The organism is Phaeobacter gallaeciensis DSM 26640 (assembly GCF_000511385.1).
Taxonomy (GTDB): domain Bacteria; phylum Pseudomonadota; class Alphaproteobacteria; order Rhodobacterales; family Rhodobacteraceae; genus Phaeobacter; species Phaeobacter gallaeciensis.
In genome coordinates, this window is sequence record NC_023137.1 from 1,413,604 (window position 1) to 1,433,280 (window position 19,677).

The window sequence follows — 19,677 nt, forward strand, 5'->3', positions numbered from 1 at the left end:
AACCGGCCCCAGAGCTAAGGAGGCTCATGGCATGACTTTGACGCTAAATAAAATCACGTCCCAGCGTGGTATCTCGGTAGGGGAGGCCACCAAGAAGATCTCCGATCTCGGATGGAATCCGTCCTACGTTCAGGAAGCAGCTACCTTCCCGACCGACTATAAAATCACCAAAGCACCTCGCGATCCTATGAAGCAGGTTCTGCGCTCTTACTTCCCGATGGAAGAAGAGAAGGACAACCGTGTTTACGGCGCGCTGGATGCGGCACTTCGTGGCGATATGTTCCGCAACGTGGAACCGCGCTGGATCGAATGGATGAAGCTGTTCCTGGCAATCATCCCATTCCCCGAAATCTCGGCGGCGCGGTCGATGGCTATGGTTGCACGCCTGTCACCGGGTGAGGACCTGCGCACCGGCTTCACCATGCAGATGGTTGATGAATTCCGTCACTCCACAATTCAGATGAACCTGAAGAAGTGGTACATGGAGAACTACATCGATCCGGCGGGCTTCGACATTACCGAAGAAGCTTTTGGCAAGTGTTATGCCACCACCATCGGCCGTCAGTTCGGCGAAGGGTTCATCACCGGGGACACCATGACCGCGGCCTGCATGTACCTGACCGTGGTAGCCGAAACCGCCTTCACCAATACGCTCTTTGTGGCGATGCCTTCGGAAGCGGCACGGAACGGTGACTACGCACTGCCGACCGTGTTCCTGTCGGTTCAGTCGGACGAAAGCCGTCACATTGGCAATGGTCACTCGCTTCTGATGGCCGCGCTGAAAGAGCCGGAGAACCACCTGCTGCTGGAGCGCGACCTGCGTTATGCTTTCTGGCAGAACCATGCCATCGTTGATGCCGCCATCGGTACGTTCATCGAATACGGCACCACGAACCGCGACAAGGAAAAGGAATCCTACGCGGAGATGTGGCATCGCTGGATCTTTGAAGACTACTACCGGACCTACATGCTTCCGCTCGAAAAATATGGCGTGAAGGTGCATCACGACGACGTTCAGGAAGCCTGGAAGCGGATCACCGAAAAGAACTACGTCCACAAGGTCGCACAGTTCTTTGCCGTCGGCTGGCCCGTTAACTTCTGGCGCATTGAAGCCCAGACCGAAAAGGACTTCGAGTGGTTCGAGCATAAATATCCGGGCTGGTACGCCGAGTTTGGCGAGTTCTGGAAGTGGTATGCGAAGCTGTCGAAGCCGGGCGAAAAGGTTGTCACCTTTAATGAGGACACCGGTTACGTCTATCCGCATCGCTGCTGGTCGTGCCTCGTGCCTTGCCTGATCCGTGAGGACATGGTGGTCGATGAGATCGATGGTGAGCTGCATACCTTTGCTCATGAACTGGATCGTTGGACTGCGGTCGAGGCCTTCTCTGACGAGTTCCAGGGTCGTCCGACCCCGGCAATGGGCAAGTTCTCGGGCAAGCGTGAATGGGAAACCGTCTATGACGGCTGGGATCTGGCGGATGCCATTAAGGATCTCAACTTCGTCCGCGACGATGGTGAGACCCTGATCCCGCAGCCGCATCTGCGCTTCGACAACAAGGATATGTGGAAGCTGGAGCACGTCCGCGGCCACACCCTGGCGTCACCGCTCAAGGCGCTGCGCGGCATGTCCGAAAGCGACCGCGAGGCACACATCGCCGAGTACCGTGCAGGCTTCACCATCAATCCCTGCAACTGATCATCACTATCGCTTGGGCCGCGGAAGCGGCCCAGGCACACCCCCCTGCCAGCAGGGGGAGAGGGAGGAAACAACAATGACAGACACCTACAAGGTGCGCCTTGAACCAGTCGGCGTGGAGTTCGAGGTCGAGGACGGCGAATACATCCTTGACGCTGCCTTTCGCCAGGGCATCGCGTTGCCGCACGGTTGCAAAGAGGGCCAATGCTCAGCCTGTAAATGCGTCCAGTTGGACGGCGAGTCCGAGATGGAAAACTACTCGACATTCGCACTCAACGATATGGAGAAGGACGGCGGCCATATTCTGATGTGCCGTTCGCTAGCTCTCAGCGATCTTGATATTGAGCTGCTGAATTACGACGAAGAAGTTCTATCCAAAAGTATCCCGGTCAAGCAGTTCACCGGCCGGATCACCGATTTTCAGAAGCTCACCCATGATATTCGCGGAGTCCAGATCGAACTGGATACGCCTTTGAAATTCTGGGCGGGTCAATATGTCGACATCACGGTCAAAACCGAAGAAGGGGAGGAGATTACACGCTCGTTCTCCATGGCAAATCCGCCGAGCGAAACCCAAAAACTCGGCTTCATCATCAAAAAATACCCCGACGGACGCTTCAGCAACGAACTTGACGACGGAGGTATCAAGGCCGGAGCAGAAGTCAGCATCGAAGGCCCCTACGGAATGTGCTTCCGACGGGAAGAACGACAAGGACCCGTGATCCTGGTCGGTGCCGGTTCGGGCATGTCGCCGGTGTGGTCAATCCTGAACGACCAAGTGACCAGTGGCGAAGATCGTCCGGTTTACTTCTACTATGGCGCTCGTACGCAGGACGACCTGTTCAAGCTTGATGAGATAAATGCCATCACCGAAGCACATCCCAATGTGCAGTTTATCCCTGTGCTTAGCCATGAGGATGAAGGCAATGGATGGGCTGGCGCACGTGGGTTCGTACACGAATACGTCGACACGCATCTGCGCGATCTGGGAGTTAACGGCGAGGGGGACGTTTATGCCTGTGGCCCGCCGCCGATGATTGATGCGCTGACACCAGTGCTGTTCATGCACGACTTCGATACCGACCGCATCTTCTTCGACAAGTTCACGCCCACGTCCGGTTCTTCGGACCACTGACGGTCCGAACGCTCGTGAAGTGAACGAAAACTAAGGGAGGCAATCATGCCAGCAACATCCAGCTCAGTCGGGTCCGGTGCCGCCGGTGCCGCGGAATTCATCGGCTCCAAGAGCCGCAAATACAACTACTTCGAGCCGCGCGGCAAGCGGGCGACCCATTACGAGGATGTCACTGTTGACGTCCAGCCTGATCCTGAACGCTACCTGATCCAAAACTGGATCATTGAATTTGAGGGTGGCAAGGGCGGTGGCGCCTACCAGAAGGACAACACAGCAGCGTTGTCGTCGAACTGGCACGCCTTCCGCGCACCGGACCAGGAATGGGAGCGGACCCATTATCAGCGCCAGTCGAAGATTGAGACCATGGTGCAGAATGTAATCTCGAACGCTCGCAAAGCTGGCGCGCACAAGGTCTTCGACAGGAATTGGCAGACCATCCTGCAGAAGCACTTGGGGGCTTGGAAACACGCGGAATTCGGCCTCGGCACGTCGCTGATGCAGGCGCAGCGTTACGGCTATACCCAGATGATCAACAATGCCACGTTGACCAATTCTTCCTACAAGATGCGCTTGACCCAGGACATCACGCTGTATCTGGCCGAAATCGGCATGGATATCGACGGCTGGGATGACACTCTTGGCAAGAAGATGTGGCTGGAAGATCCGATCTGGCAGCCCTGCCGCGAGGCAATCGAAACGATCATGGGTTCGGAAGATTATCTCGAACAGTATTTCGCTATCAACATCGTCTTCGAGCCGATGGTGGGTGAATTGATCCGCTCGGGCTTCTTCATGCAGGCGGCAGCAGCCAACAACGACTTTATCACCCCGCCGGTGATTTCCGCCGCTGAGGCCGACTATGAGCGCAACCTCGCAAATACTGTCGATCTGATCCACCTCCTGGCGCACGACGAAGAGCATGGTCAGCACAACCGTGCGCTCTTCAAGGCCTGGCTCTCGAAGCACGGTGATCTGGCTGAAAAGGCTGCCGCTGCACTGCAGCCGATCTGGTCACAACCGCATTCTAAGCCGGTCTCCTTCGAGGATGTGAAAGCTGTTTCGAAAGAGCGTATCGGCAGAATTATTGCCGAGCTGGGCTTGTCGTAACTCTCTAAAAAGGAACTGAAAAAATGTCTACTGTAGCGCGCAATGCGTCCAACCAGAACATCTTCAAATCGATGAAGGACATCGATCTGACCTCTCGTGAGGTTTCACACCAGTGCGGTGTTACCATGAACGACAGCGTTGAGGCCCGTGCCATCGCTGAGTTCATGGGGGAGAACGACCCCAATGTCACGATCACCTACAACCCTGCAACCATCCGCATTGATGGTGAGGGCAAGCTGATCTTCAAAATGAACGAGATCACCGAGTTCCTGGGCCGCGAGATGACGGCTGAGACCTTCGAGGTCAACACCTCCACCCACTACGGGCGGATGGTCCGGGTCGACGACGATACCGTGATCCTGTTCGGCGACATGAATGAGGTTATGGACTACATTTGATCGCCTTCTGACCGTTCCGGGGCCTCCGCATCAGAGAGGTCTCGGGACCACAAAAAACTCAGCAAATATGCAAGGGAGGACACTATGTTCAAGACACCGGATGGAAAAGAGATTTTCGTACTCGACGGGCACACCCATTTCTGGGACGGCAGCCCCGAGAACCAATCAAATGTACACGGCAAGCAGTTTATTGATTGCTTCTATGCCTATCATACCAACCTGAGCCCTGAGGATCAGCTTTGGGAGAAGGCCAAGTTTGAGAAGTATTCCGAGGACGATATCTACCGTGACCTGTTCGTTGACGGGCCCGACGATATGGCGATCATCCAGTCGACCTACTTGAACGATTTTTACAAGAACGGCTTCTCTTCGATCGAACGTTCATCGTCGATGGCGCAACGTCACCCAGAGCGCTTTATTGTCAACGGCAGCTTTGATCCGCGCGATGGTGAAAAGGCGCTGGAATACATCCACTACATGAAAGAGACCTTTGATATCAAAGGTGTGAAAATGTACACGGCCGAGTGGAACGGCGAGAGCAAGGGTTGGGCGCTGAACGATCCTGCGGCTTACAAGTGCTTTGAGCTGTGCGAAAAACTGGGTATCAAAAACGTCCACGTCCACAAGGGTCCAACGATCATCCCTCTGTCAAAGGATGCGTTTGACGTTCATGATGTCGACCACGCGGCGACTGATTTCCAGGGCCTTAACTGGATTATCGAACATTGCGGCATGCCGCGGATCGATGACTTCTGCTGGATCGCCACGCAGGAGACCAACGTCTATGGCGGCCTGGCGGTGACCATGCCCTTCGTCCATTCGCGTCCACGCTACTTCGGAGAAGTGATGGCTGAATTGTTGTGGTGGGTTGGCGAAGACAAGCTGCTGTTCGGCTCGGATTATGCGATCTGGACCCCCCAATGGCTGGTTGAGCAGTTCTGGAACTATCAGATCCCCGAAGACATTTCGGCCGAACGTGGTGGTGTGCAGCTGACCGACGAGGTGAAGGAGAAGATCCTCGGACTGAACGCGGCCAAGCTCTACGATATCGACGTAGCTGCTAAAAAAGCCGAGCTTTCTGGCTCTCCTGTGCAGATTGCGGCGGAGTAGAGCGATGCTCGTGGCCAATCTAAAAGCAGAGTTGGAAACCGACGTTTGGGAATGTCTCGACGCAGTGACAGACCCTGAACTTGACGAGCCCATCACAGAGATGGGCTTCGTCGAGCGGATTGAGGTTACAGACGCGAAGAAGGTGCGCGTTGAGTTTCGACTTCCAACCTATTGGTGTTCGCCGAACTTCGCCTTTCTCATGGCCTTCGGTATCCGCAAAGAGGTGACCTCAATCCCTTGGGTGGTCGAGGCGGAGGTGCAGCTGAACGATCATTGCTTCGGTGAAAAGGTCAACGAGGGTGTCAATAGCGGTCGTCCCTACCATGAAATCTTTGCAGATTATTGTGATGGGGCACGGCTTGATGAGGTGGTTGACACCTTCCTCGCCAAAGCTTTCGACCGGCGTCAGGAAACTGTGCTGCTCGGATTGCAGGGGCTTGGCTATGACGCAGGAGACATCGTCTCAATGCCTCTTGAAAAGCTTCAGCGGGTGGCCTTCACCGGTGAGGAGGAGCTGCGGCAATTGCCGCGTTACCTTGATCTGCTGTTGGCTCAGGGGTTGGCGTCTGCTCCGGATGATCTGGCCTTTCCCGCATGGGACGGAGATGAGATCGCTCCGCATGAACTTGGGGCACATCTTGCCAAGCTGCGCGGCACTCGGATCAATATGGAGTTCAACGGAGCGCTGTGTCGGGGGCTTGCCAAGACGCGATATAAAGAGGTCGAAATTGGGGCTGATGGCCCGAGGTTGATCGACTTTATCGAAGGCCGGGTTCCGCCTCGGGAAGACCGCGCTGCGCGAAGTTAACTATCAGAAATATAATATAAAAATTTGAATGTGCCTGGAATTTCATCTGGGCCGATGGAGGAAGATATGGCTAAACTCATGGTACACGGCCAGACTGCTCGCAACTGCCTGGCGCGCGGCGTTGCGCGGCTGGCGGCAGCGGTAGAACCGACGCTTGGGCCCAAGGGGCTGAACGCGATGGTGGACCGCCCAGTGGGCACTCCGCTAGTGACCCGTGACGGGGTGAGTATTGCGTCGGAGATCGAACTCAGGGACCGGTTCGAAAACATGGGCGCACAAGTCGTGCGCGAGGTTTCGATGCAAACCAATGACGTGGCAGGCGACGGGACCACGACCGCTATTGTGCTTGCCAACTCATTGATTCAGCGCGGTGTTGATCTGACCGAAAAGGGGGTGAAACCAGTCGATCTTTGCAAGGGGATTGATCTGGCGGTAGCGCGGATTGTTGATGCGATTGATGCGTCTTCGCTCGATTGCGACGACCACCCAGAATATCTTGAGGCCGTTGCGCGCGTGTCGTCGACCGATCCCAAGCTGGGTGAACTGGTCGCAGAGGCCTATCGTAGAGTGGGCCGAGATGGTGTGATTTCGGCTGATTTTGGCGTCACCATCGAAACCACGATGGATGTGGTTGAAGGTATGTCTTTTGAGCGTGGATACATCTCCCATCACATGGTCACGGACCGCGAGCAGATGGAAGCTGTGCTGCGTAACCCGCTGATCCTGTTGACAGATCAGAAGATCCTGAAACCGGAGACGCTGAATTCCGCCATTTCTATTGCTGACAGCGAGGGTCGGCCGCTTCTGATCGTCGCGGAGGAGATCGCGCCAGAGGTCGTGATCAAGCTGCTGGAGACCGGCGGTGCGGGGAAATATCTGATCGTACATCCGCCAGAATATGGTCATTGGCGCACGGCCATGATGGATGATCTTGCCATTCTGACGGGCGGTGAAGTTCTGGCGCGCGATCTTGGTAAGAAGATTGAGAATGTCACACTGGCTCAGCTGGGAGGGGCGGAAATGGTTCGTTCTCACTCTTCCGGAACCTCGGTTTTGCGTGGTGAGGGTGATCCAGACGCGATCACAGCGCGTCGCAATCAGGTTCAGCGCCAGCATGACGTGGCACCGCCGAACATCGAAAAAGATAAACTGCGCGAGCGGTTGTCGAAGCTAACAGGCGGCAGCGCGATCATCTACGCAGGCGGTTTCACCCCGGTGGAGCAGAAGCGCACGATCCAGCTGATCGAAGATGCGCTCTGTGCGGTCCAGGCTGCTGCTGAAGATGGCGTGATTGCAGGTGGCGGAACGGCGTTGGCGCAAATCTCTGATTGTCTCGACACGCTGGATGCACTCGGCGACGTGGCGAAAGGGATTCAGCTGGTGCGGTCGATCCTGACCGAACCGGTCCGTCGCATTGCCCGCAATGCCGGGGCCGACATAGCTGCCGTGGCGCAGGCGGTGGCTGAGGGGCCCGCGGGCCACGGCTACAACGCTGCCACCGGTGCCTTCGGCGATATGTATGAGGCTGGCATTATCGATCCAGCCCGTGTGCCTGCCAGCGCGCTGGTCAACGCCGCCTCCGTCGCGACGTTGATCCTGACCACCGAAACTCTTGTCGGAGACCTCGACGAAGGGGAAGCCGACCCGACCGAAGGTCCCGCTCTTGGTGGCGGAGCCGAACTTTTGGGCCGCGCGTGACCCATCAATAAAGGAGAACTACTATGTCCAATCAGAAACTTGCAGGACAGACAGCAATTGTCTCGGGCGGATCCCGTGGGATCGGCAGAGGGATCGCCCTGGCGCTCGCCGCCGAGGGTGCGGATGTCGCCTTCTGTCACTACCGCGATGACGAACGAGCGGCCGAAACCGCCAAGGCCATCGAGGCGACCGGTCGTAAGGTCTATGCCGCCGAATGCGACGTATCCTCTGTCAAGGCGATCCAGAAATTCTATGCGGATGCCAAGGCTGGCCTGGGCGAGATCGATATCCTCGTAAACAATGCCGGACATAACATCACCGAGAATTTCGAAGACATCAGCGAAGCCAGCTTCGACCGGATGCTTGATGTGCATGTGAAGGGAACGTTCTTCATGGCGCAGACGGTTTTTCGCGACATGAAGAAACGCGGCAGTGGTCGGATTATCAACATCACCTCGCAACTGGCCTACAAGGGAGCGCCGACTCTGACGCACTATTGCGCAGCAAAAGGGGCAAATATGACGTTCACCCGGGCGCTGGCGTTGGAATGTGCAGGCACTGGTGTGCTGGTAAACGCGGTGGCACCCGGTGTGACCAACACTGACCTGCTGACCCCGTTGTCTCAGGAGTTGCTCGACACGCTGAAGGCGGCAATCCCGCTGGGTCGCTTTGCCGAGGTGGACGAAATCACCCCGGCAGCCATCATGCTGGCATCACCAGAGGGGAAATTCTTCCACGGCACCTGTATCTCGCCCAATGGTGGCGAAGTGATGCTCTGAGCGGGCGCTCTCGACAATACGCATATCGCACGCGGGCCGTTATCCGGCTCGCCAAGGTGCGCGCTGCCCGCGCGCCTTGCCCCGCGGGCCTGACTTCTCCCTGCGCCCGCGGGACCCCCTTTCACCTGCAATACAGAGGACACAATGGCCAAAGTCATTCATTCCATGATCCGCGTGTTGGACGAAAATCGGTCGGTCGATTTTTACCGCAGAGCCTTTGGGTTGACCGTTGCGGAACGTCTCGATTTTGACGGCTTCACGCTGGTCTATCTGTCCAATGACGAGGCGGGCTTTGAGCTCGAACTGACGATTAACAAGGGGCAGAGCGAGCCCTACGACCTGGGCAATGGCTATGGCCACCTGGCTGTCTGCGTGCCCGACGTGGCGGCGGAGCACGCACGGTTTGAGTCCGAGGGGCTGAAGCCCCGGAAACTCGTTGATTTCAAACATGACGGCGCAACGCTCGCGCATTTTTTCTTTGTTCAGGATCCCGACGGTTACGAGATCGAGGTTCTGCAACGTGCCGGGCGCTACCGGTAATCCAGATCAGACAGGGAGGACCCTAATGTCACTTAGCAAGCAAGGCATGACACGCCGCCAGTTACTTTCGCAAAGCGCGCTCTGCGGGGCTGGTTTTATTATCGGGGCAGGTTTTGTCGCCAGCAAGGCGAGCGCCTCTAATTGGGCGCTTGAGGTGGAGCATCTCAAGCCTGAAACCATGGCGACGCTTATCCAGATGGCGCGCGATATCTATCCGCATGATCAGGTCGGGGACCAGTATTATGCCGTTGCGGTGAAAGGATATGATACCGCAGCGGCTGTCGAGGGAGTTGAAGCCGGTGTCGCCGCTCTGAACGAAGCGGCCAAAGGCATGGGCTACGCCCGCTACATCGACATCGGATGGGAACGTGACCGGACTGACCTGTTGCGCAGTATCGAAGATACCGCCTTTTTCCAGCAGGTCCGCGGTGGTCTCGTGACGGGCCTCTATAACCAAAAAGCGGTTTGGCCGATCTTCGGATACGAGGGCGAGAGCTTCTCTGAAGGCGGCTATATCGACCGCGGTTTCGACGACATCAACTGGCTTTGAGGGGGGCTTGAGACATGAGCGCACCATTTGACCTGACAGACGGCAGTGTTGTTGTCGTAATTGGAACTGGCGCCGGCGGTGGCGTCCTTGCAAACGAATTGGCCCAGAAAGGCGTGTCCGTCGTCGCGCTTGAGGCCGGCGGGCGTTACCTGCCTGAGGACTACATCAATGATGAATGGGACAGTTTCGGGCAGCTTGCCTGGGTTGACCCTCGCACCACCAGCGGTGATTGGCGGGTATCAAAAGACTTCTCGGGCCTGCCGGCCTGGATCGTTAAGGCGGTCGGGGGGACGACCACCCATTGGGCCGGGGCATCGCTGCGCTTTCAAGATCACGAATGGAAGGCGCATACCACCTATGGCGATGTTGAAGGCGCCAATTTGCTGGATTGGCCGATCGATCCGCGCGAGATGGACAACTACTACACCCTTGCCGAAAACAAGCTGGGTGTGACGCGCACGGGCGACCGAGCTGGCCTGCCGGGCAACAACAATTTCAAAGTCTTCGAGAAAGGCGCACAGGCGCTGGGGTATAAAGCGGTTCACACGGGCCGGATGGCCATCAACTCTGCTGACTACGATGAGCGCCCTGCCTGCCAGCAGACAGGGTTCTGTTTCCAGGGCTGCAAATGGGGTGCCAAGTGGTCCGCTGCCTACACCGACATTCCGCGCGGTGAAGCGACCGGCAATCTGGAAGTGCGTGAGCGCTGCCATGTTATGCGGATCGAACACAATGATGAGGGCAAGGTTACGGGCGTCATCTATATCGATGCGGATGGCAACCAGCAGGAACAGAAGGCACGGGTTGTGTGTGTTGCAGGGAACTCCATCGAGAGCCCGCGGCTTTTGCTCAATTCCGCCTCTGCAATGTTCCCTGACGGGCTGGCCAACAGCTCCGGCCAGGTCGGGCGCAATTACATGCGGCATGTGACAGGCTCGGTCTATGCCGTTTTCGATGAGCCCGTGCGTATGTGGCGCGGCACAACAATGGCCGGGATCATTCAGGATGAGGCCATTCACGATCCCGCCAGGGGCTTCGTCGGTGGTTATGAGCTAGAGACGTTGGCGTTGGGTTTGCCGTTCATGGCAGCCTTTCTTGATCCCGGTTCATGGGGGCGCGAGTTCACGACTGCGCTTGATCATTACGAAAACATGGCGGGCATGTGGATCGTTGGCGAGGATATGCCGCAGGAAACAAACCGGATCACGCTGAACACCGACGTGACCGATCAGCACGGATTGCCAGTGGCCAATGTGCATTTCGATGATCACCCGAACGACATCGCGATGCGAGACCATGCCTACGCTCAGGGCAAAGCGGTTTATGAGGCAGTGGGCGCAACCCGCACCTTCCCGACGCCGCCATATCCGTCGACCCATAACCTGGGCACCAACCGGATGTCTGCCAACGCTCGCGATGGGGTGGTTAACGGCCATGGTCAGAGCCATGACATCCGCAACTTGTTTGTCTCAGACGGCAGCCAGTTCACGACCGGTGCCGCGGAGAACCCAACGCTCACAATTGTGGCCTTGGCGATCAGGCAAGCCGAATACATCGCAGCGGAGATGGGGCGTCAGAACCTCTGACCCAGCACCGCTCCACCCAATCACAAAACGAATAAATAATTCAGGAAAGTAAAGATGGACGGAAACGACATGAAAACGGCGGGCGGATGTCCCGTTATGCATGGCGCAATAAACAAAGCGGGGCGTAGCAACCGGGACTGGTGGCCGAACCAGTTGAACCTTTCGGTGCTGCATCAGCATCAATCAGTGTCCAACCCGATGCCCGAAGGATTCGATTATGCAAAGGCTTTTCAGGCGCTGGATTTGGATGCTGTCAAAGCTGACCTGACTGCATTGATGACAGACAGCAAAGACTGGTGGCCCGCTGATTACGGTCATTACGGGCCATTTTTCATACGCATGGCCTGGCATAGTGCGGGCACCTACCGGACTGCCGATGGGCGCGGCGGCGCCTCGAGCGGATCACAGCGTTTTGCGCCACTTAATTCTTGGCCTGATAACGGAAACCTTGATAAGGCCCGCCGACTGCTCTGGCCGATCAAGGAAAAATATGGCTACGGCCTGTCTTGGGCTGATTTGATGATCCTCGCCGGAAATGTCGCCATCGAAAGCATGGGTGGCAAGACATTCGGCTTTGGCGGTGGACGCGAAGACATTTGGGCACCGGAGGAAGATATCTACTGGGGGGCAGAGGCGGAATGGCTGGCCACATCCGAGACTCCTGATAGCCGTTATTCTGGTGAGCGCGAGTTGGAAAACCCGCTGGCCGCTGTGCAGATGGGTCTGATCTATGTGAATCCAGAAGGGCCGGACGGCAACCCTGATCCTATCGCTTCGGGGCGCGATATCCGCGAAACTTTTGGCCGGATGGCTATGAATGATGAGGAAACTGTGGCCTTGGTCGCAGGGGGGCATACTTTTGGTAAGGCGCATGGGGCAGGGGATACGGCCCTGGTCGGTGCCGAACCTGAGGCCTGCCCACTTCATGACATGGGGTTTGGCTGGAAGAATGCACACGAGTCCGGTCACGGTGTGCATACGACGACCTCGGGCATCGAAGGCCCCTGGACGTCGAATCCCACAAAATGGGACATGGGGTATTTTGATGTACTCTTCGGTTACGATTGGGAGCTGACAAAAAGCCCGGCGGGCGCGCAGATTTGGCACGCCAAGGGACTTTCGGACGAGGATCACGCGCCTGAAGTCGACGCTTCGGTCGCCAAAGTGCCGCTGATGATGACGACCGCCGACATGGCGATGCGGATGGACCCAATCTATGGCCCAATCTCTAAGCGGTTCCATGAAAACCCGGAGGAGTTCGCTGACGCCTTCGCTCGTGCCTGGTTCAAACTGACACACCGCGACATGGGCCCCAAATCCTGTTATCTGGGTAAGGACGTGCCTGATGAGGAGCTCATCTGGCAGGATCCGGTGCCGACCGTCGATCATCCGTTGATTGACGGTAAGGATATCATCTCGTTGAAAGCGGAACTCCTCGGGTCCGGTCTTTCGGTTGCCGATCTGGCGTGGGTCGCGTGGGCCTCGGCCTCCAGTTTCCGTGGCTCGGACAAGCGCGGTGGTGCCAATGGCGCGCGTATCCGGCTTGCCCCGCAGAAGGACTGGGAGGTCAATGAGCCGGATCGTCTGGCACATGTTCTTGATGTTTTGACTGGCATCACCAGCTCCTTTAATGGTGGCGCATCCGGCGGCAAAAAGGTGTCTCTGGCCGATGTGATCGTCCTTGCGGGTAATGCAGCTGTTGAAGCGGCCGCTAAAGCCTCGGGACACAACATCACAGTGCCATTCACACCTGGGCGCACTGATGCGGACGAGGCTCAAACCGATGCAGAGTCCTTCGATCCAATGGAGCCCATCGCAGACGGTTTCCGCAACTACGAGAAAGCTGCCTATTCAGTTCCAGCCGAGGCGCTTCTGGTAGACAAAGCCCAGCTTCTCGGTCTCAGCGCCCCTGAGATGACGGTGCTGGTTGGTGGATTGCGCAGTATAGGCGTGACCCATCAAAGTGCGGATATGGGTGTGCTTACAAAGGCTCCCGGAACCCTTAACACAGACTTTTTTGCCAACATTCTGGACATGGAGACCAAATGGGCTCCAGTCGATGGCGCCGAGCGCGTCTTTGATGGCTGTGATCGCGTGAGCGATGCCAAGAAATGGAGTGCATCACGTGTAGATCTTGTGTTTGGTTCGAATTCGCAACTTCGCGCGCTGGCGGAAGTTTATGCCAGCCGCGGCAATGAGGACCTCTTCGTCGCTGACTTTGTTGCCGCTTGGTGCAAAGTTATGAATGCTGATCGGTTCGAGTTGAGCTGACAGTTGGAACGGTGGATCAGATAGAAGCGAGCTTGGTTCGCGAATAAATTTGTCGGGGGTCAGATATAGGTCCCCGACAGGCCGCTAGATGCGAATGCCGGATCGCGATATCGCGCACTGATTGAACTCCGGAATGGGAGCACAGCCGAGACCCAAAATAAGATACATGTTGTAGTCATATTACGTCTAAACTTTTGGCAATTGACTGCACAGTCTGATAATATTTAGGCATGGGAGGAGAGATAGTGGTGGATATTTTCTCGAAGCGGGATGGTCCGCGTCTCGAGGACGTGAGGGCAAAGCGTCTGCTGTCGGAAAATGCTGGGACGATACGCAAACTTGCGGATCAGATCAGCAATGGCGGGTTCAGTCGAATGCAGGCTGATCAAGCACGCCGGAAACAACAGCCCAAGCCCGAGGGTTTGATCATCCACGACATGAAGGCGCGGGTCAATTCGGACGTGCCGGAGCCTTATGTCAAGGTCAGCCTTAACAACCGGGTTGTGCTGGTTGACAAGTCAACCGGCATGCAGATGTGTATGCTCGGCGAGATCCGCGGCAACTTCCTGTCGAAAAAATTTGTTTTGGCGACGAAGGAAAATGGTTTCCTCTCGCCGCTAGAGGGCGAGTTGGCCGCCGCGCTGGCGCATCTGGAGGGAGCGGAGATAACCGAAACGTTTGACGACCGCGCCCTAGCAGAGGCGATTGAATCCTTGATTATCTCGAAGGACGATTAATCCACAGCCTCCAAAATTGTCTCGTAATCAATCAGAAGGAATGCCGACAGAGCCGGCACCATATGCCTGTAACGACACAAGAGAACAGCGAGAGGGCGCAGCAATTGCCTGATAACTCCAGCTATTCAGAAGGCGATACCCGTAAAGCCTGGGAGAGATTTGTCTCCTCCGAGAAAGACGGCGATGGGATACCGGCGAAGGTACGAGACGAAATTCTGGCGTCATGGCGGCGTAGTCGGGAGTTCGGAGTCGACGCCGGTAGCCAAGCTTCACGAAAGGTGATTGACGACACTCAGTTGTTTCAGCGCCGAGAACGCAATATCGCGCTCCGCAAGGCCGCCTCAGCGGCCTTCAAGCGGCTTGAGCCGCATCTGAAAGAGGCCCGCACCATATTGATCCTGGCGGATAGCCATGGGGTGATCATTGACGCCATTGGCGACGAAAATGTGCTGGACGAGGGGCAGGAAATCCACCTGGAACTAGGCGGCGACTGGAGTGAGCGCTCGATCGGCACCAATGGTATCGGTACGGCGCTTAGAACAGGAAAGCCTTCTTATGTGCACGCTTCCGAACATTTCGCCGAAGGCGTACAGGCTTGGACTTGCGCAGGAGCGCCTATTTTTGATCCTCTCACCCAGAATGTGATAGGGGTCGTTGATCTGTCGGGTCCGCCGCAGATTTTCCGCCAGCATAATGTGGCGCTTGTCTTGGCAGCGGCGCGCGAGATTGAGATTGCTCTTGCAGAGCAAAAACAGATCGAACGCACGGAATTGCTAGAAGCCTTCCTGATGTCGGATTATGGCCGCGCGCATGACGGTGTGGTGCTGGTCGATGAGTCAGGCAGCGTGCTGTTCCGGCGCGGGCTGGACGACGACCCGTTGCGCCAGAGCAAGGAATTGTTGATTGGCCACAAACTGTTGCCCAAGCTGGAAGGTTTGTCAGACCAGGATATCCCCAAGCTCTTGCCACTCAACGTGGAGGCGGAAGGCATCGAGCGGCTCAAACTGGAAGGCGTCTTTCGGGGCGCCGCCCTGTTCCTCAAAGGCAAGGGCGAGGCGCAGCGTCAAGTCAGGGCAAGCTGCATCATCAGGCCGCGGATCAATGTAGCGGAGAGCGAGATTGAAATCATCGGCTCGTCACCAAAGATGGCCGATGCCATCAGCCTAGCCGAGCGCGCAGCATTGGCCAATGTTTCGGTTCTGATCCACGGTGAAACCGGGGTCGGCAAGGAATTGTTCGCACGCCTGATCCACAGCCGCCTGCCGGATGAAAATGCGCCCTACGTTCCGGTCAACTGTGCGGCGATTTCCAGCGACCTGATTGGCGCGGAACTGTTCGGTTATTCGGAGGGCGCGTTTACCGGAGCCGTACGCGGTGGACGCGCCGGCAGGTTCGAACAGGCGAACAACGGGATGCTCTGCCTCGATGAAATCGGCGATATGCCGATCGAGTTGCAACCCTACCTCCTCAGAGCGCTCGAACAGCGCGCGATCTACCGCATGGGCGACAACAAGCGGCGTCCGGTAGATGTTCGGCTGGTATCAATGACCAATCGCGACCTGCGACAGGAAATCGAGAAAGGTAATTTTCGCCGGGACCTGTTTTACCGGATCGGGGTGATGACCATCGAGGTCCCGCCTTTGCGCGAGCGTGGCAACGATATCGTGGCGCTGCTTGATCATTTCTCGCAGAAGTATGCCGAAGAAACCGGGCGCACGCCCATGACGTTTACCAACCGGGCGATGGAATTGCTCCTTCAGTACCAGTGGCCTGGAAACGTACGGGAGCTGCGCAATGTGGTCCAGCGCTTCTACCTTATCAAGTTAGATAGTTTCGTAACCGAGCGGGATTTGCCTCCGGAGATCCATGATGAGTTCGAGGGGGGCGCTGAGGATTCGCTGGAGCACATCCTCGGCGGTCATTCCGGAGACCTGGAGAGCATCGAAGCTAGTGCCATTCGCCGGGCGATTGCCTCAGAGAACGGCAACCTTACCAAGGTGGCCCAGGTTCTGGGGATATCACGTCCAACTCTGTATCGCAAAATAAAGCGGTATCACATTCGCAAGGTTTGAGACCGCATAGATCAGATGCTCAGCGCGCCCTGTGTCACCTGCGTCGGTGACAGGGGCGCGGCCTGCGCTTCACGGGGGACCTGGCTTTTGGAGACTATTCAGGTTCGCCGGTTCATGCATCCCCCTTCGGGAGGGTATTTCAGGCCAGCTGATCAAACACTTTGGCGGGATTGAGCGTAGATTGAGGATCAAACGCTGTTTTTAGCTGTCGCATGGCCGCCAGAGTTGCCATGGGTCGGCTAAGTGGCAGATGCGTGCGTTTTTCGAGTCCTATGCCGTGCTCTGCGGAAACGGTCGTACCTGTGAACTGTTGCAGCACGCCATAGACAGCGCCGTCTATGGCGGCGTGTCTGGCGGGGTCGCGGGCGGGGCCTGCCATGATGTGCAAGTTGCCGTCGCCCATATGCCCGAAAACATAGCAGGTGACACCCGGACAGTCGCTTGCGATCCGCACCTGCAACCGTTCGACATAGTTTGGGATATCGCTGAGGCGCAGGCCAACGTCGTAAGACAAGCACGGACCACTGCGGCTTTCGATCAGGTCAGCGTCCTCGCGAAGCTGCCAGATGGTGCGGCGTTGCGCTTCGGATTGGGCGACAACGCCGTCCTGCAGCAGATCGTCCTCGAAACACTGGCCCAGGAACGCTGTGAGAGCGCCCTCATGTTCTGCGTCGCCCCATTGGCCGGTTTCGATCACGCCGTAGATACCGCAGTGGGGGGACATCATGCTGTTGTTCAGATGGGTGGTGATTTCGGTGAAAAATTCCGGCCACATCGCTTCAAAAGATAGCAGATTGCCTCCGAAGGCTCTGCGGGCACGGGCCAGTACGTCGAACAACTGCTCGGTGCTGTCACATCCGATCAACGCGGTTTGCACTGAAGACGGTCGGCTGTGCAGGCGCAGGGTCGCTTTGGTGATGACGCCCAGCGTTCCTTCGGAACCGACAAAAAGCTGCTTGAGATCATAACCGGCATTGTTCTTGAGCAGTGTGTTGTTCATATCCAAGAGTGTGCCATCGGCCAGCACGGCTTCCAATCCTAGGATGTTATCGCGGGCCATGCCGTAACGGATCGCCTGAATGCCGCCGGCATTGGTCGAGACAATCCCCCCCAAGGTACAGCTGCCGCGCGAAGGCAGGTCGATACCGGGGGCCAGCCCATGCGGTTCAGCGACGTCGATCACCTGCTGCAGGGTGACACCAGCCTCAGCGGTAACAATGCCCTGCATCGGATCGAATTCCAGAATGCGGGTCATCTTCTCCAGCGACAAGGCGACCTGCCCCGGGGCCGTGGCAGTGCCTTGTACAAGCCCTGTCAGCCCGCCTTGGGGAACAATTGCCAGCCCATGTTCGGCGGCCAGCCTGCAGATTTCGCTGACCTCTTGTGCTGAGCCGGGAGTGAGCAGCACGCCGCCATCATAGCTGGCCGCGCAATAGCCGGTATTCCGCAGGGCGAGCTGCGCGCCGGTGATCACATTCCGCGCGCCGATTATTGAAGAAAATAGAGCGGAAACCTGACTTATGTCCATTGGATGTGCTTTCGATTACGCCCGATCTCAGCTGTCGGACTTGTCTTTGCGGTGCTCGTAGAGGGCCTTGGCGACGATGGCGATGGTGGTCAGAACCATCAGGATGACCGAGACCGCGGCGATGATCGGGTCAACGTTAAGGCGCAGCCCGTCCCAGATCCGTTTCGGCAGGGTGATTACGTCGATACCACTGACAAACAGGGTGACGGCAATCTCCTCCCAGGACAGCACCAGGCTCAGGAACCACGCCGAGAACAGCCCAAACTTGAGGTTCGGTAGCACCACCCAGAAGGTGGTCTGCATCCGCGAGGCGCCAAGGTTGCGTGACGCGAGCTCCAGCGATTTGTCGAGGCGCGAGGTGGCGGTCAGCATGACGATCACCGCAAAGGGGGTCACCATGATCACATGAGTCAGGATCAGCCCCGGATAGGTGTCGATCAAGCCGATGCGTGCCTGCAGGAAATAGATGATCACGGCTGATACCACTGGCGGCACCGCCATCGGCAACAGCGCCAGCCCTACCAGTGCCCCGCCATAGCGCGGCTGCCGGAACCAAAGTCCCAAGGCAAAGGCGGCGGCCAGAACCGTGGCGATCACGCTGCTGGCCAGCGCCACCAGCACGCTGTCGGAGATACTGGCGAGCCAGGCCTCGTCCGTCAGCAGCGCCTGATAGTGGCGCAGGGACCAGTCGCCCTTTGGAAGGGACAGGAACCGTTTGGGGGTGAAGGATACCGGGATCACAGCAACCAGCGGCATCAGCATGAAGAGGCCGGTCAGAATGGCGGCAAGTTTCAAAAGCCAGCCCTGCAAATTCGTTGGCTTGCGGATCATTTGACCAGCCTTTCCGGGCGGATGACCCTGAACAGCAGGCCCGCCATTACCGCGACCACGGCCAGCACTCCGATGCTGAGCGCGGCGCCAAAGCCCCAATTCGAAGTCTGGAACATCTGGATGTAGATGTATTCCGCGATCATCACGATTTTGCCGCCCCCAAGGATCGCCGGGGTGATGAAGAAGCCAAGGGCAAAGACAAAGACGATGATCACGGAGGCGAGGATACCGGGCACGGTGAGCGGCAGGAACACGTTCCAGAAAGTGAAGGTGGGACTGGCGCCCATGCCGCGCGAGGCAAGGAGCACCCGTGAGTCAATCTGGCGCATCACCGATGCAATCGGAAACACCGCGAAGGGCACAAGGAAATGCACCATGCCCAGGATCACCGAAGGCTCGGTCCTCACCAGTATGAGCGGCTCGGAAATGGCACCGATGGACAGCAATGTTTCGTTCAGAATGCCTTTGTTGCGCAGGATCACCACCCAACCAAAGGCGCGGATCAATACCGAGATCCAGAAGGGGATAAATATGCAGAGCTCCATGAACAGTTTTCGGCCGGGTGAGCCGAAAACCCAGTGGTAGGCCAGAAGATAGGCAAGCAGCACCGAGATGCCGGTGACCAGTATGCAGACGCGTGCGGTGCGCAGCATAATATTGAGTGCATCGGCGTCGGTCAGCATCCGCACATAGTTCTCGGCGCCCGGTTCGGGCCGGGAGACGGACCATCCGAAGACACCCAGAAGTGGCGCCAGATAGACCGCCAGGAACAGGGCAGGCAGTAGCCACATGGCAATGGTGTGTATATTGAACCGTGCGGCCATCCTGCTG

Annotated in this window: 17 protein-coding genes; 14 read left to right on the forward strand and 3 right to left on the reverse strand. The window is 57.2% G+C overall.

Annotated elements, in window-relative coordinates; genetic code table 11:
* The first annotated feature begins 31 nt into the window (after nucleotides 1-31).
* The 14 genes from GAL_RS06845 to GAL_RS06910 all read left to right on the forward strand — a co-directional run bounded on the left by GAL_RS06845 (nucleotide 32) and on the right by GAL_RS06910 (nucleotide 16,487).
* A complete protein-coding gene (locus GAL_RS06845) occupies nucleotides 32-1,696 on the forward strand; it encodes an aromatic/alkene/methane monooxygenase hydroxylase/oxygenase subunit alpha (RefSeq protein WP_024096855.1) in 1,665 nt (554 codons plus the stop codon).
* Nucleotides 1,697-1,772: 76 nt separating this feature from the next.
* Nucleotides 1,773-2,831, forward strand: a complete 1,059-nt coding sequence (locus GAL_RS06850) for an NADH:ubiquinone reductase (Na(+)-transporting) subunit F (RefSeq protein WP_024096856.1) — start codon at nucleotides 1,773-1,775, stop codon at nucleotides 2,829-2,831.
* A 45-nt stretch (nucleotides 2,832-2,876) separates the two neighbouring features.
* On the forward strand, nucleotides 2,877-3,938 hold the full coding sequence (locus GAL_RS06855; protein WP_024096857.1) for an aromatic/alkene monooxygenase hydroxylase subunit beta: 1,062 nt from the start codon (nucleotides 2,877-2,879) through the stop codon (nucleotides 3,936-3,938).
* A 23-nt stretch (nucleotides 3,939-3,961) separates the two neighbouring features.
* Nucleotides 3,962-4,336, forward strand: coding sequence for an MmoB/DmpM family protein (locus GAL_RS06860; RefSeq protein ID WP_024096858.1), 375 nt, complete (start codon nucleotides 3,962-3,964; stop codon nucleotides 4,334-4,336).
* Nucleotides 4,337-4,420: 84 nt separating this feature from the next.
* Nucleotides 4,421-5,446 (forward strand): amidohydrolase family protein, encoded by a 1,026-nt coding sequence (locus GAL_RS06865; RefSeq protein WP_024096859.1) that lies wholly within the window; start codon nucleotides 4,421-4,423, stop codon nucleotides 5,444-5,446.
* A gap of 4 nt (nucleotides 5,447-5,450) precedes the next feature.
* Nucleotides 5,451-6,254 (forward strand): metal-sulfur cluster assembly factor, encoded by an 804-nt coding sequence (locus GAL_RS06870; RefSeq protein ID WP_024096860.1) that lies wholly within the window; start codon nucleotides 5,451-5,453, stop codon nucleotides 6,252-6,254.
* A gap of 66 nt (nucleotides 6,255-6,320) precedes the next feature.
* The gene (gene groEL / locus GAL_RS06875) at nucleotides 6,321-7,952 is read left to right on the forward strand and encodes a molecular chaperone GroEL (protein ID WP_024096861.1); all 1,632 of its coding nucleotides are present in this window, start codon (nucleotides 6,321-6,323) and stop codon (nucleotides 7,950-7,952) included.
* A gap of 23 nt (nucleotides 7,953-7,975) precedes the next feature.
* Nucleotides 7,976-8,731 carry an SDR family NAD(P)-dependent oxidoreductase gene (locus GAL_RS06880; protein ID WP_024096862.1) on the forward strand — a complete coding sequence of 252 codons (756 nt, stop codon included), beginning with the start codon at nucleotides 7,976-7,978 and terminating at the stop codon, nucleotides 8,729-8,731.
* Between the two features lie 144 nt (nucleotides 8,732-8,875).
* Nucleotides 8,876-9,271, forward strand: coding sequence for a VOC family protein (locus GAL_RS06885; protein WP_024096863.1), 396 nt, complete (start codon nucleotides 8,876-8,878; stop codon nucleotides 9,269-9,271).
* Between the two features lie 25 nt (nucleotides 9,272-9,296).
* Nucleotides 9,297-9,821, forward strand: a complete 525-nt coding sequence (locus GAL_RS06890) for a gluconate 2-dehydrogenase (protein WP_024096864.1) — start codon at nucleotides 9,297-9,299, stop codon at nucleotides 9,819-9,821.
* 14 nt (nucleotides 9,822-9,835) lie between these two features.
* Complete coding sequence (locus tag GAL_RS06895; protein WP_024096865.1) at nucleotides 9,836-11,407, forward strand: GMC family oxidoreductase; 1,572 nt, start codon at nucleotides 9,836-9,838, stop codon at nucleotides 11,405-11,407.
* Between the two features lie 54 nt (nucleotides 11,408-11,461).
* Nucleotides 11,462-13,678 (forward strand): catalase/peroxidase HPI, encoded by a 2,217-nt coding sequence (gene katG / locus GAL_RS06900; RefSeq protein ID WP_024096866.1) that lies wholly within the window; start codon nucleotides 11,462-11,464, stop codon nucleotides 13,676-13,678.
* A gap of 248 nt (nucleotides 13,679-13,926) precedes the next feature.
* Nucleotides 13,927-14,415 carry a hypothetical protein gene (locus GAL_RS06905; RefSeq protein ID WP_081731409.1) on the forward strand — a complete coding sequence of 163 codons (489 nt, stop codon included), beginning with the start codon at nucleotides 13,927-13,929 and terminating at the stop codon, nucleotides 14,413-14,415.
* A 62-nt stretch (nucleotides 14,416-14,477) separates the two neighbouring features.
* Nucleotides 14,478-16,487, forward strand: a complete 2,010-nt coding sequence (locus GAL_RS06910; RefSeq protein ID WP_024096868.1) for a sigma-54-dependent Fis family transcriptional regulator — start codon at nucleotides 14,478-14,480, stop codon at nucleotides 16,485-16,487.
* 139 nt (nucleotides 16,488-16,626) lie between these two features.
* On the opposite strand, the gene GAL_RS06915 is transcribed toward GAL_RS06910, so the two are convergent.
* The 3 genes from GAL_RS06915 to GAL_RS06925 are packed head-to-tail and all read right to left on the reverse strand — an operon-like array spanning nucleotide 16,627 to nucleotide 19,670.
* The gene (locus GAL_RS06915) at nucleotides 16,627-18,015 is read right to left on the reverse strand and encodes an FAD-binding oxidoreductase (protein WP_024096869.1); all 1,389 of its coding nucleotides are present in this window, start codon (nucleotides 18,013-18,015) and stop codon (nucleotides 16,627-16,629) included.
* Nucleotides 18,016-18,042: 27 nt separating this feature from the next.
* Entirely contained in the window at nucleotides 18,043-18,846 is an 804-nt protein-coding gene (locus GAL_RS06920; protein ID WP_024096870.1) for an ABC transporter permease, read from the reverse strand.
* Nucleotides 18,843-19,670: an ABC transporter permease gene (locus GAL_RS06925; protein WP_024096871.1), complete on the reverse strand. Its 828-nt coding sequence runs from the start codon at nucleotides 19,668-19,670 to the stop codon at nucleotides 18,843-18,845. The genes GAL_RS06920 and GAL_RS06925 overlap by 4 nt, the downstream gene beginning before the upstream one ends.
* Between the last annotated feature and the right edge of the window lie 7 nt (nucleotides 19,671-19,677).

Excerpts from the sequence above, each read along its gene's own strand:
- GAL_RS06845 (WP_024096855.1), top strand. The coding sequence starts at position 32 with ATGACTTTGACGCTAAATAAAATCACGTCCCAGCGTGGTATCTCGGTA.
- GAL_RS06850 (WP_024096856.1), top strand. The coding sequence starts at position 1,773 with ATGACAGACACCTACAAGGTGCGCCTTGAACCAGTCGGCGTGGAGTTC.
- GAL_RS06855 (WP_024096857.1), top strand. The coding sequence starts at position 2,877 with ATGCCAGCAACATCCAGCTCAGTCGGGTCCGGTGCCGCCGGTGCCGCG.
- GAL_RS06860 (WP_024096858.1), top strand. The coding sequence starts at position 3,962 with ATGTCTACTGTAGCGCGCAATGCGTCCAACCAGAACATCTTCAAATCG.
- GAL_RS06865 (WP_024096859.1), top strand. The coding sequence starts at position 4,421 with ATGTTCAAGACACCGGATGGAAAAGAGATTTTCGTACTCGACGGGCAC.
- GAL_RS06870 (WP_024096860.1), top strand. The coding sequence starts at position 5,451 with ATGCTCGTGGCCAATCTAAAAGCAGAGTTGGAAACCGACGTTTGGGAA.
- groEL (WP_024096861.1), top strand. The coding sequence starts at position 6,321 with ATGGCTAAACTCATGGTACACGGCCAGACTGCTCGCAACTGCCTGGCG.
- GAL_RS06880 (WP_024096862.1), top strand. The coding sequence starts at position 7,976 with ATGTCCAATCAGAAACTTGCAGGACAGACAGCAATTGTCTCGGGCGGA.
- GAL_RS06885 (WP_024096863.1), top strand. The coding sequence starts at position 8,876 with ATGGCCAAAGTCATTCATTCCATGATCCGCGTGTTGGACGAAAATCGG.
- GAL_RS06890 (WP_024096864.1), top strand. The coding sequence starts at position 9,297 with ATGTCACTTAGCAAGCAAGGCATGACACGCCGCCAGTTACTTTCGCAA.
- GAL_RS06895 (WP_024096865.1), top strand. The coding sequence starts at position 9,836 with ATGAGCGCACCATTTGACCTGACAGACGGCAGTGTTGTTGTCGTAATT.
- katG (WP_024096866.1), top strand. The coding sequence starts at position 11,462 with ATGGACGGAAACGACATGAAAACGGCGGGCGGATGTCCCGTTATGCAT.
- GAL_RS06910 (WP_024096868.1), top strand. The coding sequence starts at position 14,478 with ATGCCTGTAACGACACAAGAGAACAGCGAGAGGGCGCAGCAATTGCCT.
- GAL_RS06915 (WP_024096869.1), bottom strand. The coding sequence starts at position 18,015 with ATGGACATAAGTCAGGTTTCCGCTCTATTTTCTTCAATAATCGGCGCG.
- GAL_RS06920 (WP_024096870.1), bottom strand. The coding sequence starts at position 18,846 with ATGATCCGCAAGCCAACGAATTTGCAGGGCTGGCTTTTGAAACTTGCC.
- GAL_RS06925 (WP_024096871.1), bottom strand. The coding sequence starts at position 19,670 with ATGGCCGCACGGTTCAATATACACACCATTGCCATGTGGCTACTGCCT.